The organism is Zafaria cholistanensis (assembly GCF_008580665.1).
Lineage (GTDB): Bacteria > Actinomycetota > Actinomycetes > Actinomycetales > Micrococcaceae > Zafaria > Zafaria cholistanensis.
In genome coordinates, this window is sequence record NZ_BKDJ01000014.1 from 17,812 (window position 1) to 31,991 (window position 14,180).

A 14,180-nucleotide genomic window follows, 5' to 3' on the forward strand; every position below is an offset into this window, starting at 1 on the left:
AGCGTCAATCGGCGGACCGGCCGGCCTCGGCGCGGCGGCTCAGCACCGCGCGCACCACGCGGTCCGCGGCCCGCACGGAATCGGCCTCCGAAGCCTGCCCGCTTCCGGCGGCGAGGCCCGCGGCGAAACCGGCGATGTAGGTGGTGAGCGGGGCGGCGGGACGGACAATCTGGTGGGCAGCCACCCCGGCCAGGGACAGCACCGCGTCGATGTCGATGGGAGCATCGGGGATCTCGAATGCCTCCAGCAGTTCGTTAACCCACGGTTCCAGTTCCGGCTGTTCCGCCACGTGTTCCTCCTGATGCGGTCCCGTCCGCGGGCCGCTTGTTCCGTTCCGGCCGGCCGATGCCGTGCCTCCCGGCGTCGGCCCAGGTGTCGACGTCGTTGAATTCGACGCCGTCCAGGGCCAGCCGGACTATGTGCACCTTAGCAAGCAGGAGCATCATGCTGGAGTGGGCCAGCCCTCCGGGGCCGGCCTCGGCGGCCTCCACCGCGGCCCGCAGGGCATCGGTGGCCACGGCGCAGCTGAGCGGCTGGAGCCGGCCGGTGGCGTCGACCGGGACCCAGGCCGAGCCGGGATCGAACCCGCTCCGGGCGGCGGCCACGACCCCGCCGACGGCGGGCCCGGGGTCCAGCAGGTCCGCGGCCAGGATGACGGTCAGCGGCGATTCGCCCCGGGCTTCGGGTTCCGGATCGTCGGATTCTCCCGAGGCGTTGGCGGCACCGGTATCTTCCGCCAGGGCATGCAGCCCGGCGGCAACGGCGGCGGCAGGGCCGCCAAAGGCGGGATGCTCCCGGGTGAGCAGGATCAGCTGCCGGGGATCGGCCGCGGCCGCGAAGCGTGAAACCGCGGCCGACAGCTCCGGGGGGCCCACAACCGCGATGCGGGCCGCCTCCGCAAGCGCCTCCAGCGAGTGCTCAAGCAGCGTCTTTCCGTGATGGACCAGCAGCGGCTTGGGCTCCCCGCCGAGCCGGCTGCCGCGGCCGCCCGCGACGACCACGGCGTCGAAGTTCATGCGGCCCCGCTCCGCAGGAAGTCGGTCCAGGCGGGCGCCGGGCGCTCCAGTTCGGTGATGTACCACTGGGGCCCGTGCGGGCGGGTTGGAACGGTGCGCAGCGTCCACCCCAGTTGGCGCAGGGTCTTGTTGCCCTTGGCGTTGTTGCAGGCAAGGCAGCAGGCCACCAGGTTCTCCCATGTGTCTTGGCCCCCGCGCGAGCGGGGCTGGATGTGGTCCACGGTGGAGGCGTGGCGGCCACAGTAACCGCAGCTGTGTCCGTCCCGGCGCAGGACTCCCCGCCGCGTGACGGCCGCCGCCTCCCGGTACGGGACCTTGATGTAGCGGTGCAGCAGGATCACCGAGGGACGGCCCAGCACCTCGCGCGGGCCGACCACGGGATCGCCGTCCTCGGCCAGCACGCTGGCCTTGTCCGTCAGCACCAGCAGCAGGGCGCGGCGGAAGGTGACGACCGCAAGCGGTTCATATCCAGCATTCAGTACCAGGGTTCGCATCAGCGTTCCTCGTTGTCCTGACGGGCCGCGGGCCCTTCGGTGACGCAGCGCTCGCGGCATCCAGCATGGGCTATCGGGTCCTAGCCTAGTCCCCGCGCCCGTTCGCGACACCTGCTGGCCGCCTCCCGGGGACGTGTCGCGGGAAACTTTGCCGGGTTTTCGCCCGGCTCGGGCCCCTGCCGCCCCGTCCCAAGGCCCCCAATCGCCGGGACGCCGAGCCGGGATACCCAGCCCGGACACCCAGATTGGCCGCCCAGCCAGGACACCAACAGGGTCCCGGACACCAACAGGGCAGGGATGCAAAAAGGCAGGACCTCCACCCAAGGGTGGGGGTCCTGCCTCATGGCTGGTGGTGCTGGTGCTAGCCGCGCAGGGTGTAGTAGCCGTACAGCGGGTTGCGGGTGACGTCGTGGATCATGGTGTCCACGGTCGGGTTCTGGGCGCCGATCATCTTGCCGCCACCGAGGTAGATGCCGACGTGGCCGCCACCGTTCTGGAAGACCAGGTCGCCGGCCTTCGGAGTGCTGGTGCGCACGAACTGGCCGGAAGCCAGCAGGGCGGAGGTGCCGCGGGCCACGTTGATCCCGTGCTGGGCGTAGACGTACTTGACGAAGCCGGAGCAGTCCCAGCCAGCCGGGGTGTTGCCGCCCCACACGTAGGGAACGCCGGAGTACTTGGCGGCGGTGGCCGCGATGCCGCCGAGCTTGGAGGTGTCCACGGAGGCGGAAACCTTGGCTGCTGCGGAGACCTGGGCAGTGGAAGCCGTGGCGGCGCCACCGGCGCTGGTGCGCGTGGTCGGGGCCAGCGCGTCGGCGGAGGCGTTGCTGCTGGAAACGGTGTTTGCGACGGCGGCGACAACCGGGGCCGGAGCCGGGGTGGAGGTCAGCTCGGCACGCTCGATGGAGAACTTCTTGACCGCGTTCTTCGAAACCGCGACGGCCTTGACGGCGACGCGCTCGGTGTTCAGGCCCTCGGCGGGAACGGCCGAGGCCTCACGGGAAGCGGTGGTGTTCTGGGCCGGAACGCCCAGGGTCAGCACCAGGCCGGAAGCGGCGGCGATCACGGCGGCCTGGCGGCCAACAGAGCCGGCGTTGGACGCAACGGCCTTCGAGATCGTTTCTAGCGGGTTGGTGCGGACGGGAGTCGCGCGGTGGCGACCCAGTACTTGGCTCTTGGACACGGTAGTTAGGCCTCTCCCAATGCCTGCGAGGTAAGCTGTCGGGTTCGAGTGGGAGTCACTCGGCATCCACCCGTTTCCGGGCCGGACACTTAACCCCAAGGATCCCTGCGGATCCGAAATGTGGGTCCCCCGCCACTGCCAAGCGATTCTGCGAACGGACCTCGGTCGGTGGCAGTGTTCGGCACTCCGCCCGAGGGTGTTGGATCCTTGCCGATCCAGCACACGTACAACGGTAACGGAAAATCACCCAAAAGTCACATTCTGGTCACGGAACGATATTTTCGCCGTTACAGCCAGCCCGAGGGGTCCACTGCAGTGCCATTCACGAGGACCTCAAAGTGAAGGTGGCAGCCCGTGGAATTGCCCGTGGTTCCGCTGAGCGAAACCACATCTCCACGCTTAACTTTTGCGCCTACCGAAACTTTGAGGCTGGTGTTGTGGTTGTAAGTGGTCTGCAGCCCGTTCCCGTGGTCGACCACCACGCGGTTACCCGAGTGGCCCGCCCAACCGGCCTGGACGACGGTCCCCGCGGCCGCGGCCTTTACCGGGGTGCCGCACTGGGCGCCGTAGTCCTGTCCGATGTGGGTCACGGTTCCGCCGCCGCCCCAGGGGTCCGGACGGACCCCGAAGCGGGAGGTAATCCGCACCTCGTCGAGCGGCTGGGCCAAGGCCCCGGCCGTCTCCACCGTGGTGACGTCCCCGCCGGCCGCGGACATCATCCGCGACAGCTGCTGATCCTTGGAAACCGTGCTGGTGAGGGCGGTGCGCTCGACGGCATACCCGTCCCCGGCCGGCACGGTGACATCCGCCACGGCGGCCGTGGCCTTAGCCACGCGCTCCTCGGCGGCGTCGTCCATGGCCGGGTACGCGGCCGCCAGCGCCAGGCCAGAGACGGCCGCCACGGCGGCGATTTTGTGGCTCAGGCCGAGCGTGTCCCGCTGCACCCGCTGCGGGAAAGCAACAACGTTCTCCGTCCTCGCGGCGGCGGGGCCGGCGGGCGTCTCCGGAAGAAGGACCGGAAGCTCCGCTTCCACTGCCGGAGGCAGCCCGGGAGCCGGTTCCGGCAGGGTTTCGGGGTTCCGCACGCTGTAGCGCAGGGACGTGGTGTAGCGGCGCCCGATGTACCCGTCGGCGTCCGCGTCCATCGTAGGCACCGCGGGCCGGACCACCGGCTGCGCGGCACGGCGGGATCCGCCCCGCGGGCGCTGGGGCGCGGCCGCGTCGGGGGCCGCTGCAGCGGCGGGCCCGGCTTCCACAGCGGTGCTGGGAACCGCGGGCGCCTCGCGGCGGACATCGGGCGCGGGAGCCGGACGCGCCGCATCCGCGGGCCCGGCCGCCCGGCGGCGGCCGGAAACCTTTTGTTCCGTCAAGTCGACAACCTCTCAGGCGCCGGCGAAGTTAGCTGTCGGATTCGGGTCTGAGATCAACCCGGCCGAGCCCGTAGACGGACCCGACTTCACCCCAAGGCTGCGGCAGGGAATACCGCAGACCGGAATTTGTGGATCCTCCGCCCCTGTCGGTCATGCGTGAACGGATCCGGTTCGCCGACAGGGTTAGGCGTTCGAACCGGATGAAGGAAACGAGTCTCCTCCGCTATCTAAGATAGCGACCGTTGCGTGAAAGTAATAATTCCGTTATCAAGCGGCGCAGGAAACGAAGACATGCATGCTGACTTCGGAGGGAAGTTCCAGCGCCCCCTCGATGCCCTCGACCCGAACCACCACGTATTCCCCGGCCCGTTCCAGCGTCACCGTCGCACCCGGACGGATCCCGCCCTCGTCCAGCTGCGCCAGCAGTTCCGGGTCGACCTGGATGGTCTCGGCCAGCCGCGCCACCACGACCGGTCCGGTCACGCCGCGCGCCAGCGCCCTGTCCAGGTTCTCGACCCCGTTGGCGAACCCGGTAACGGCGGGTCCGCCCAGGGCCTCAAGGCCCGGGATCGGGTTGCCGTACGGCGAATCGGCGGGGCGGCCCAGCAGCTCGTACAGGCGCTGCTCGACGCGCTCGCTCATCACGTGTTCCCAGCGGCAGGCCTCGTCGTGCACGTATTCCCAGTCCAGGCCAATCACGTCGGCCAGCAGGCGCTCGGCCAGGCGGTGCTTGCGCATCACCTCGGTGGCCAGGCGGCGGCCGGCCGGGGTCAGTTCCAGGTGCCGGTCCTCGGTTACCACCAAAAGCCCGTCGCGCTCCATGCGCGCGACGGTCTGGGAGACGGTGGGACCCGAGTGGCCCAGGCGTTCGGCGATGCGTGCGCGCAGGGCGGTGATCTGCTCCTCCTCGAGTTCGAGGATGGTCCTCAGGTACATCTCGGTGGTATCGATCAGATCAGACACAGCTGGAACTCCTGTAGGGATCAATGGGGATCAACAGATGGCAGCCGGCAGGCAGCCTCCCCTAACTGTAGTGCCCGTAACCAATTGCCGGGCGGTTCCACGTTCGGCGGCATTTTGCGAGAAGATGGGGCTGCGTGGGCCGTCCTCGCGATCCGACGCGCCCCCACGTCACCGGACCACCCACGAGGAGCAGCATGAGCACCTTCCCGACCATTCCCACCGACCTCCTGCCCGCCGACGGACGCTTCGGCGCCGGCCCCTCCAAGGTCCGCAAAGAGCAGATCGATGCCCTCGTTGCCGCGGGCCCCAACCTGCTGGGCACCTCCCACCGCCAGGCCCCGGTGAAGAACCTGGTCAAGAGCGTCCAGGAAGGCCTGCTGGAGTTCTTCCAGGCCCCCGAGGGTTACGAGGTCGTGCTCGGCGTGGGCGGCTCCACCGCGTTCTGGGACATTGCATCCTTTGGGCTGGTGGAGAACAAGGCCCAGCACCTCTCCTTCGGGGAGTTCGGCTCCAAGTTTGCCGCCGCCACCAACAAGGCCCCGTTCCTGGACGCCTCCTCCATCATCAAGGCCGAGCCGGGCACCCGGCCCGAGCCCCTCGCCGAGGCCGGCGTCGACGTCTATGCCTGGCCGCAGAACGAGACCTCCACGGGCGTCGCCGCCCCGGTCAAGCGGGTCGCGGGCGCCGACGAGGGCGCCCTGGTGCTCGTTGACGCCACTTCGGCCGCCGGCGGCCTGGCCGTGGACGTCAGCGAGTCCGACGTCTACTACTTCGCCCCCCAGAAAAACTTCGCGTCCGACGGCGGCCTGTGGCTGGCGCTGTTCTCCCCGGCCGCCCTGGAGCGCGCCGGGCGCCTCGCCGCGACGGACCGCTGGGTCCCGGACTTCCTGAACCTGAAGACCGCGATCGACAACTCCAAGCTGAACCAGACCTACAACACGCCGTCACTGAGCACGCTGGTGACCCTGGACGCGCAGGTGCAGTGGCTGAACGGCAACGGCGGCCTCGACTGGGCCGCGGCCCGTACCGCTGACTCCGCTTCCCGGGTTTACGGCTGGGCCGAGGCCTCCTCTGTGGCCACCCCGTACGTGGTACGGGCCGAGGACCGCTCCAACGTCATCGCGACCATCGACTTCGACGAATCCGTCGACGCGACCGCAGTGGCCAAGGCCCTGCGCGCCAACGGCGTGGTGGACACCGAGCCCTACCGCAAGCTGGGCCGCAACCAGCTGCGCATCGCGACCTTCGTCGCCATCGAACCGGATGACGTCAGCGCGCTTACCCGCTGCATCGACTACGTCATCGAGAACCTCTAAGCGGTCCCGGGAGTCGGGGCCCCGCCCCTGTGCGCTTCCCAAGGGACCGGTCAGGCGTCCGCCTCGGCCAGGTCCTGTTCGGTGATCCCCTGTTGGGTGATGCCCTGTTCGGTGATCACCTGCTCAGCAGGATCCGGCTCGGCCGGGTCCCCGTCGTGCCCGTTCTCGTGCCCGTACCCGGCGTCGTGCTCGGCCTGCAGCGCGGCCTGCTCGGCGGCCTGCTGTTCGGCCAGCTCCTCGGGCTTCACGCGGTCAGCCCACGGAACCCACTCGGGGGCGAGCAGCGCGCCCGGGCCCGGCAACAGGCCGACCTCACACACCGAGGCCTCCTTGCCGCGGGGGATGCGCGACAGCGTGGCGTACCATTCCCAGCCGGCATAGCCGGCCACGTTTGCCGTGAAACGGTGGGTGACCAGGCGGTCGCCGTCGGCGAACGCCCCGGCGTGGGCGCCGACCGCCTCGGCCGGGGCGATCTCCAGCACCGCGGCGCGGGCGGCATCGACCGCTGCGGCGAGCATCGCATCCAGCTTGGGTCTGCGGGCCATGGTCAGGCTTCCAGATCGTCCGCTACGCGGCGCAGCGCCGCGGCAATGCGGGCCCCCTGGGCCTTTTCCGGGTAGCGGCCCTTGCGCAACCCTGCGGAGATCCCCTCAAGAACCGTGGCCAGGTCCTGGATGATCACCGCGTTCTCCTCCGCAGGCGTGCGCTTGGCCCGGGCCACGGAAGGAGCCGCCTCGACGATGCGGGCGTTCAGGGCCTGCGCGCCCTTGCGGCCTTCGGCGATGCCGAACTCCATGCGGGTGCCGGCCCGGAGCTCAGTCACGCCCTTGGGCAACACCGACCCGGGCAGGTAGACCTGCTGCCCGTCGTCGGTGACCAGAAAACCGAACCCCTTGCCGGAGTCGTAAAACTTGACCTTGCCCAATGGCACTTCGTTTACCTCGCTCTAACGTCGCTGCGGCGCGGGAGGATCCCCCCTGGCCGGCCGGGTTCCCGGCGCTCCGAAGCCGTCCGCGCGTGGGCCGGCCGGACGCGGACGCCGGGGAAGTCTGTTCCTCTAGGGTACGACATGGCCCTGCCCCACAGGACTTTGGTGCGTCGCGCGTCCGCTGTTAGTTTTGGAGGCGTGAACTCGCCTAAGGAATCAAGCCCGCTGCGCCGGATCGTCCTGGTTTCCACCGCCACGGTGGCCCTCGCGTCCCTGCTCAGCCTCGCGGCGATCCTGGCGTTCTACGTCGCCGGCGCCACCCCGTGGACGGGACTGTTCGCCGTGGGCCTGTGGGGGCTTCCCCTGGCCTTCCTCCTGCTGCTCGTCCTGTTGGCAATGTCGTGGCAGGAGCGCCGCCGCGCCTGACCGAAGCCGCGAATACTCATTCACGCAACGTCCAGCCAATTCACAGCGTACGGTCGCACACTGGACAGATGAATCCCAAAGTTCCGGAAGCCAAACTCCTGGTCGTCGACGACGAGCCGAACATCCGTGAGCTGCTGTCCACCTCCCTGCGCTTCGCCGGGTTCGAGGTGGTCGCGGCCGCCAACGGGCGCGAGGCCCTTGCCGCGGTGGAGGCCGACCAGCCTGACCTCGCCGTGCTCGACGTCATGCTGCCGGATATGGACGGCTTCACCGTGACCAGGCGCCTCCGGGCTGCGGGCCGGCATTTCCCGGTCCTCTTCCTGACCGCCCGCGACGACACCGAGGACAAGGTCACCGGACTGACCGTCGGCGGGGACGACTACGTGACCAAGCCCTTCAGCCTCGACGAGGTCGTGGCCCGGATCCGCGCGGTGCTGCGCCGCACCCAGCCGGTGGGGGAGAACGACGCCGTGATCCGCGTCGACGACCTGGAACTGGACGACGACGCCCACGAGGTCCGCCGCGCCGGCGAGGTGGTGGACCTCTCCCCCACCGAGTTCAAGCTGCTGCGCTACCTGATGATGAACCCCAACCGGGTCCTCTCCAAGGCCCAGATCCTCGACCACGTGTGGGAGTACGACTTCAACGGGGACGCGTCCATCGTGGAGTCCTACATCTCCTACCTGCGCCGCAAGATCGACTCGCGCGAGGACTGGCCCGCCATGATCCAGACCAAGCGCGGCGTGGGCTACCTGCTGCGTTCCGCGGACCGCCGCTAGGAGGGCGCCCCGGTGCACCGACTTGCCCGGCTCCTCCGACAGGTCTCGCTGCGCTCAAAGCTGGTGGCCCTCATGGGGCTGCTGATGGTCTGCGCCATCGTGGCCACCGCCATCGGCACCTCGCAGTCGCTGAGGCTGACCCTGGTGGCCCAGACCGACGCCGACCTCGCGGGCAACAGCGGGGCCCTGGCGGACATCATGTACACCGAATACTCCAACGCGGGCACCTCGGGCGGGCTGTCCAACATCGACCTTCTGCGCTTCCACGGAACCCTGCGCGACGCCGACGGCAACAGCCTGTACGTCCTGCCCAGCACCTCCGGCCCCGACGCCCCCCTCCTGCCCCAGCGGACCCTGGACGACGTCCGCAACGACAACGGGCGGGCCTTCGATCTCCCCGGCACGCAGCTGGGTTCCAGCGGGTGGCGGGTGCGGATGGTGGCGCTGAAGAACGGCACCGGCTACATCACCATTGCCCTGCCCCTGAAATCGGTGAACGCGATCACGGCGCGGGCCGCCGCCCTGATCATGTCCACCGGCATGCTGGCTACCCTGGTGATGTCCATGGTTGCCTACGGCATCACCAGCCGCGCGCTGCGCCCGCTGCAGCGGGTGGAGCGGACCGCCGCGGCAATCGCGGCCGGTGATCTGTCCCGCCGCGTCGAGGAGTACCCCCCGGAGACGGAAGTGGGCCGGCTGTCAAGGTCGTTGAACGCGATGCTCGCGCACATCGAGCACGCCTTCCGGGCCCGGGCCGCCTCGGAACGGAAGATGCGCCGGTTTGTCCAGGATGCGTCCCACGAGCTGCGTACCCCGCTCGTGACGATCCAGGGGTACTCCGAGCTGTACCGGCACGGCGGCCTGACCGAGCGGGAGCAGATCTCCACCGCCATGGGCCGCATCGAGGGCGAGGCCAAACGGATGGGCCAACTGGTGGAAGACCTGCTGACGCTGGCCCGGCTGGACGAGCAGCGGCCGCTGGACCGGCGGCCGCTGGACCTGATGCTGCTGGCCATGGACGCGGTGGCCGATGCCCGCGTGAACGCTCCCGAGCGCCAGGTGCGCCTGGTGGGACTGGACGGGGGCCCGCCGCGGAACGCGCCGACCAGCGGGGACGAAGCCAGGTTGCGCCAGGTGGTCGCCAACCTGATGACCAACGCCCTGCGCTACACCCCCGCCGGGAGCCCGATCGAGATCGCGGTCGGCGTGATGCCAGTCCTGGACGGACGGTCCGATGCGGTCCTTGAGGTGCGCGACCACGGGCCCGGCATCTCCGAGGATGACGCTGCCCGCGTGTTCGAGCGCTTCTACCGGGCGGACAGCTCGCGGCAGCGCGAAACCGGCGGCACGGGGCTGGGCCTGGCGATCGTTGCCGCCATCGCCGCGCAGCACGACGGATCCGTGCGCCTCACCGAGACTCCCGGCGGCGGTGCGACGATGGCGGTCCACCTGCCGATGGTTCCGTTCGACCCGCCCTCCCCCGAGCCGGACGAGGACTAGGCTTCGCCGGATTTTCCACAGCCGTGCCGGGCCCGGGCACCGGCCGTCCGGCCCGCGCCTAGGCTCGGTTCCACGGCGCCGCCCGGTGCCGCGCGGCCGCGGTCCGGTCGCCTCCGAACCCATCAGAGGGAACGCCATGAGCAGTTTCAGCACCAACACGGCCGAGATGCGCGCCAAGGGCCTCGCCGTGCAGGGAACCATCGAACGCCTGCGGGCGGAGGTGGACACCATGCAGTCCGGCCTGCGCGAGCTGGAGTCCACGTGGCAGGGGGCCGCGGCAGGCAGCTTCCAGGCCGTGGTCGCCGACTGGCGGGCCACCCAGCTTCGCGTCGAGGAGTCCCTGGCGGCCATCAACACCGCCCTGGCCCGCGCCACCCAGCACTACGAGGACGCCGAGCAGGCCAACACCGCCATGTTCACCTACTGACCGGGGTCCTTTTCCGCGCAGCCCCACCCTGTCCCGACACCCAGTCCCGACACCCAGTCCCGACACCCAGTCCCGACACCCAGTCCCGACACTCCCGGCCCGCCGCCCGTCGCCCGAGTCCGGTGGCGGGGCTACGCTGGCGGCGTGGCAATTCTCATCGACCCCCCGTTCTGGCCGGCGCACGGGACCATTTTCTCGCACCTCATCTCCGATGCCTCGCTGGAGGAGCTGCACGCGTTCGCCCGGGCCGCGGAGTTGCCCGAGGGCGCGTTCGACCGGGACCACTACGACGTGCCCGAGCGCCGGTACGCGGACCTGGTTGCCCGCGGAGCGGTTCCGGTGCAGGCCAACGAACTGGTGCGCCGGCTGCTGCGCAGCGGGCTGCGTGTTCCCGCCCGGCAACGTCCGGAAAAGCTGGACGGGATCCTCGCCGCCGCCTGGGAACGGCTTGCCCCGGGGCAGGGCGCGATCGGTGCCGAGTTGATTGAACGCTGGTCGGAGCCCCACCGCCACTACCACGACCGGACGCATCTGCTCGCCGTCATCCAGGCCCTGAACCTGCTGGCCTTGCGGCATGGAGAGGACCCCGGGGACGAGCCCCGGGTTCCATGGCTGGCGGCGTGGTTCCACGATGCCGTATACCGGGGCCAGGCCGGCCGGGACGAAGAGGAGTCCGCCGGCCTGGCTTCCCGTTTACTGTCCGGCGCCGGGTTCCGCCCGGCGGAGGTCGACGGAACCGTCCGGCTGGTGTTGCTGACGGCGGGCCACGCCCCGGGGCCCCACGACCCCGCGGGGCGGCTCCTCTGCGACGCGGACCTGGAGGTGCTGGGCCGCTCCCCCGCCGACTACCTGCGCTACGCGCAGGCCGTGCGCCGCGACTACGCCCACGTGCCGGATCCGGCCTTCGCAGCGGGCCGGGCCGCAGTGCTGCGGGCACTGCTGGACCTGGATCCGCTCTACGGCACGGGCACCGCCCGGCGGCTGTGGCAGGAGCGGGCCCGGGAAAACCTTGCCGGCGAGCTCGAGTCGCTTGGCGGGAGGTAGCGCCCGCGAAAAGCGCGAGGCCGCGGCCCCCGGAAGGGGGCCGCGGCCCCCGGAAGGGGGCCGCGGCCTTGTGGTGCGTTGGGGACTAAGGAGGCCTAGAAGCCGCCCATGCCGCCCATCTCGTCGGCGCCCGGCATCGCGGGGCCGGCCTTCTCCGGCTTGTCGGCAACGACGGCCTCGGTGGTCAGGAACAGGCCCGCGATGGACGCTGCGTTCTGCAGCGCGGAGCGGGTCACCTTGACCGGGTCGTTGACGCCGGCGGCCAGCAGGTCCTCGTAGACGCCGGTGGCGGCGTTGAGGCCGTGGCCGGACGGCAGGCCCTTGACCTTGTCGGCGACAACGCCCGGCTCCTGGCCGGCGTTGAAGGCAATCTGCTTCAGCGGGGCTTCGATGGCAACCTTGACGATGTTGGCACCGGTGGCCTCGTCGCCGACCAGCTCGAGGTTTGCGAAGGCCTTGGCGCCGGCCTGGATCAGGGCCACGCCACCGCCGGCGACGATGCCCTCTTCCACGGCCGCCTTGGCGTTGCGCACGGCGTCCTCGATGCGGTGCTTGCGCTCCTTGAGCTCGACCTCGGTGGCGGCGCCGGCCTTGATAACGGCCACGCCGCCGGCCAGCTTGGCCAGGCGCTCCTGCAGCTTCTCGCGGTCGTAGTCGGAGTCGGTGTTCTCGATCTCGGCACGGATCTGGTTGACGCGGCCAGCGATCTCCTCGGCGTCGCCGGCACCCTCGACGATGGTGGTCTCGTCCTTGGTGACGACGACCTTGCGGGCCTGGCCCAGCAGGTCGAGGGTGGCGTTCTCCAGCTTCAGGCCGACCTCTTCGGCGATGACCTGGCCGCCGGTGAGGATGGCGATGTCGGCCAGCATGGCCTTGCGGCGGTCACCGAAGCCCGGGGCCTTGACGGCGACGGACTTGAAGGTGCCGCGGATCTTGTTGACGACCAGGGTGGCCAGGGCCTCGCCCTCGATGTCCTCGGCGATGATCAGCAGCGGCTTGCCGGACTGCATGACCTTCTCCAGGACGGCAACCAGGTCCTTCACGTTGGAGATCTTGGAGTTGACGATCAGGATGTACGGGTCCTCGAGGACCGTCTCCTGGCGCTCGGCGTCGGTGACGAAGTAGGCGGAGATGTAGCCCTTGTCGAAGCGCATGCCCTCGGTCAGTTCGAGGTCCAGGCCGAAGGTGTTGGACTCCTCGACGGTGATGACGCCTTCCTTGCCCACCTTGTCGAGGGCCTCGGCGATGAGCTCGCCGATCTGCGGGTCGCCGGCGGAGATGGAGGCGGTGGCCGCGATCTCTTCCTTGGTCTCGATCTCCTTAGCAGCGGCCAGGAGCTCGGCGGTGACGGCCTCGACGGCCTTCTCGATGCCGCGCTTCAGGGACAGCGGGTCAGCGCCGGCGGCAACGTTGCGCAGGCCTTCCTTGACCAGAGCCTGGGCCAGAACGGTGGCGGTGGTGGTGCCGTCGCCCGCGACGTCATCCGTCTTCTTGGCAACTTCCTTGACCAGCTCGGCACCGATCTTCTCGTACGGGTCCTCGAGCTCGATCTCCTTGGCGATGGAGACACCGTCGTTGGTGATCGTGGGGGCGCCCCACTTCTTCTCCAGGACGACGTTGCGGCCGCGCGGGCCCAGCGTCACCTTCACGGCGTCGGCCAGGGTGTTGAGGCCGCGCTCGAGACCGCGGCGTGCTTCCTCGTCAAATGCAATGATCTTGGCCATAACGGCTTGTGGTCCTTTCGGGACGGTCATGCGTTGCGTGGACCATGGCAGCGCCCGCGACGGACGGGACCGGAACGGCATGTTCGGCACGCCGCCCGCGGGCCCTCGCTGCGCCAGGTCCGGGGTTCACCCGCCATGCCGCAGCGACGGCCTTCCCACCGGGGGTTAGCAGTCGGGGCACGTGAGTGCTAACACCAATTATTGGCACTCTAGGCCAAGGAGTGCAAGCTTTGGGTTCCGCCGGGGGTGAACCGCGTCAGCCGTAGCTGCGCCCCAGGACCACGGAGATCTCGGCCGGGATGTTGGCGGTCTGGTAGACCGTAGCGATGCCCAGAAGGCGGGCGGTCTCCAGCGCCGTGGCGCGCGAGGCGTCGCTCTTGTAGTAGACCACCGAGGCGTCGACCTTCTTGGTCCAGTTGCCGGCCGTGACCGAGGTGAATCCACCCCCCTGCAACTTGGTGAGCCCGCTGCCGGCCAGGCCGCTGATGCTCGACCCGTTGTACACGCCCACGGCGGCTGCGTAGTCGACCGGCCCTGCCTCCGCCTCCTCCGCCGCCGTTTCGCTCGGCGTGGCCGAAACGCTGGGGGATTCGGAAACCTCGGGAGCGGAGGAGTCCGAGGATTCGGAGTCCGCGGACTCGGAGGGTTCGGACTCTGCGGAGGACTCGGCCGGATCGCTGGAGGAGGCCAAGGCCGGGGAAGAGGCGGCCGCCGTCGTCTGCGGGGCAGCCACGGCGGTGGCGTCGGCACCCAGGAGGCGGGGCAGGACCAGGAAGGACAGCAGTCCGACGACCAGCGCCAGGATGCCCACGCCCATCAACAGCCCGAGCCCGGAGCCCCCGCCCTTCACGGCGGGCTGTTCCCTGTGCACGCCTTTGCGGTCGGTGAACTCGGGAGTCCTGTCGAATTCGTCGCGGGGGTACTTGCTCATACCTGTCCTTGCTCGTGGTTCATTCCCGGAGTGCATGCCCGGGGTGCACGTCCCCGGACGCGGGCCCGTCGAACGAAGCCCT

Annotated in this window: 16 protein-coding genes and 2 riboswitches; of the genes, 6 read left to right on the forward strand and 10 right to left on the reverse strand. The window is 69.9% G+C overall.

Annotation, left to right across the window (positions count from 1 at the left end):
• Window positions 1–4: 4 nt before the first annotated feature.
• The 6 genes from NCCP_RS12030 to NCCP_RS12055 form a co-directional block, all read right to left on the reverse strand.
• Window positions 5–289: a DUF6457 domain-containing protein gene (locus NCCP_RS12030; RefSeq protein ID WP_149957538.1), complete on the reverse strand. Its 285-nt coding sequence runs from the start codon at window positions 287–289 to the stop codon at window positions 5–7.
• The gene (mobA, locus tag NCCP_RS12035) at window positions 255–1,016 is read right to left on the reverse strand and encodes a molybdenum cofactor guanylyltransferase (protein ID WP_149957539.1); all 762 of its coding nucleotides are present in this window, start codon (window positions 1,014–1,016) and stop codon (window positions 255–257) included. Before mobA ends, NCCP_RS12030 begins: the two co-directional genes overlap by 35 nt.
• A complete protein-coding gene (locus tag NCCP_RS12040; protein WP_149957540.1) occupies window positions 1,013–1,510 on the reverse strand; it encodes an HNH endonuclease in 498 nt (165 codons plus the stop codon). Before NCCP_RS12040 ends, mobA begins: the two co-directional genes overlap by 4 nt.
• A gap of 361 nt (window positions 1,511–1,871) precedes the next feature.
• Complete coding sequence (locus NCCP_RS12045; protein ID WP_225873818.1) at window positions 1,872–2,690, reverse strand: C40 family peptidase; 819 nt, start codon at window positions 2,688–2,690, stop codon at window positions 1,872–1,874.
• A gap of 6 nt (window positions 2,691–2,696) precedes the next feature.
• Window positions 2,697–2,845, reverse strand: a riboswitch (cyclic di-AMP (ydaO/yuaA leader).
• A gap of 132 nt (window positions 2,846–2,977) precedes the next feature.
• Entirely contained in the window at window positions 2,978–4,060 is a 1,083-nt protein-coding gene (locus NCCP_RS12050) for a M23 family metallopeptidase (RefSeq protein ID WP_225873819.1), read from the reverse strand.
• A gap of 4 nt (window positions 4,061–4,064) precedes the next feature.
• Window positions 4,065–4,257, reverse strand: a riboswitch (cyclic di-AMP (ydaO/yuaA leader).
• Between the two features lie 70 nt (window positions 4,258–4,327).
• Entirely contained in the window at window positions 4,328–5,023 is a 696-nt protein-coding gene (locus tag NCCP_RS12055) for an iron-dependent transcriptional repressor DtxR (protein ID WP_149957542.1), read from the reverse strand.
• Window positions 5,024–5,217: 194 nt separating this feature from the next.
• On the opposite strand from NCCP_RS12055, the gene serC reads away from it, so the two are divergent.
• Window positions 5,218–6,339 (forward strand): phosphoserine transaminase, encoded by a 1,122-nt coding sequence (gene serC, locus NCCP_RS12060; protein ID WP_149957543.1) that lies wholly within the window; start codon window positions 5,218–5,220, stop codon window positions 6,337–6,339.
• Between the two features lie 50 nt (window positions 6,340–6,389).
• Here serC and NCCP_RS12065 read toward each other — a convergent pair whose 3' ends face one another.
• Together NCCP_RS12065 and NCCP_RS12070 are read right to left on the reverse strand one after the other, a co-directional pair.
• Complete coding sequence (locus NCCP_RS12065; RefSeq protein WP_149957544.1) at window positions 6,390–6,884, reverse strand: DUF3027 domain-containing protein; 495 nt, start codon at window positions 6,882–6,884, stop codon at window positions 6,390–6,392.
• 2 nt (window positions 6,885–6,886) lie between these two features.
• Window positions 6,887–7,270 carry a cold-shock protein gene (locus NCCP_RS12070; protein WP_149957545.1) on the reverse strand — a complete coding sequence of 128 codons (384 nt, stop codon included), beginning with the start codon at window positions 7,268–7,270 and terminating at the stop codon, window positions 6,887–6,889.
• A gap of 195 nt (window positions 7,271–7,465) precedes the next feature.
• Between NCCP_RS12070 and NCCP_RS12075 the strand changes: the two genes are divergently transcribed.
• From NCCP_RS12075 to NCCP_RS12095, 5 genes are all read left to right on the forward strand, one after another.
• Window positions 7,466–7,693, forward strand: coding sequence for a hypothetical protein (locus NCCP_RS12075; RefSeq protein WP_149957546.1), 228 nt, complete (start codon window positions 7,466–7,468; stop codon window positions 7,691–7,693).
• A gap of 68 nt (window positions 7,694–7,761) precedes the next feature.
• Complete coding sequence (locus tag NCCP_RS12080) at window positions 7,762–8,472, forward strand: response regulator transcription factor (RefSeq protein ID WP_149957547.1); 711 nt, start codon at window positions 7,762–7,764, stop codon at window positions 8,470–8,472.
• A gap of 12 nt (window positions 8,473–8,484) precedes the next feature.
• Window positions 8,485–9,972, forward strand: coding sequence for a sensor histidine kinase (locus NCCP_RS12085; protein WP_308655508.1), 1,488 nt, complete (start codon window positions 8,485–8,487; stop codon window positions 9,970–9,972).
• A 136-nt stretch (window positions 9,973–10,108) separates the two neighbouring features.
• Window positions 10,109–10,399 (forward strand): WXG100 family type VII secretion target, encoded by a 291-nt coding sequence (locus tag NCCP_RS12090; protein ID WP_149957548.1) that lies wholly within the window; start codon window positions 10,109–10,111, stop codon window positions 10,397–10,399.
• 144 nt (window positions 10,400–10,543) lie between these two features.
• Window positions 10,544–11,443, forward strand: a complete 900-nt coding sequence (locus tag NCCP_RS12095) for a DUF4031 domain-containing protein (RefSeq protein WP_149957549.1) — start codon at window positions 10,544–10,546, stop codon at window positions 11,441–11,443.
• A gap of 95 nt (window positions 11,444–11,538) precedes the next feature.
• Here the strand turns inward: NCCP_RS12095 and groL are convergent, their stop codons facing one another.
• On the reverse strand, window positions 11,539–13,167 hold the full coding sequence (gene groL, locus NCCP_RS12100; RefSeq protein WP_149957550.1) for a chaperonin GroEL: 1,629 nt from the start codon (window positions 13,165–13,167) through the stop codon (window positions 11,539–11,541).
• Window positions 13,168–13,423: 256 nt separating this feature from the next.
• Window positions 13,424–14,098 carry a LytR C-terminal domain-containing protein gene (locus NCCP_RS12105; RefSeq protein ID WP_149957551.1) on the reverse strand — a complete coding sequence of 225 codons (675 nt, stop codon included), beginning with the start codon at window positions 14,096–14,098 and terminating at the stop codon, window positions 13,424–13,426.
• Window positions 14,099–14,180 lie beyond the last annotated feature (82 nt).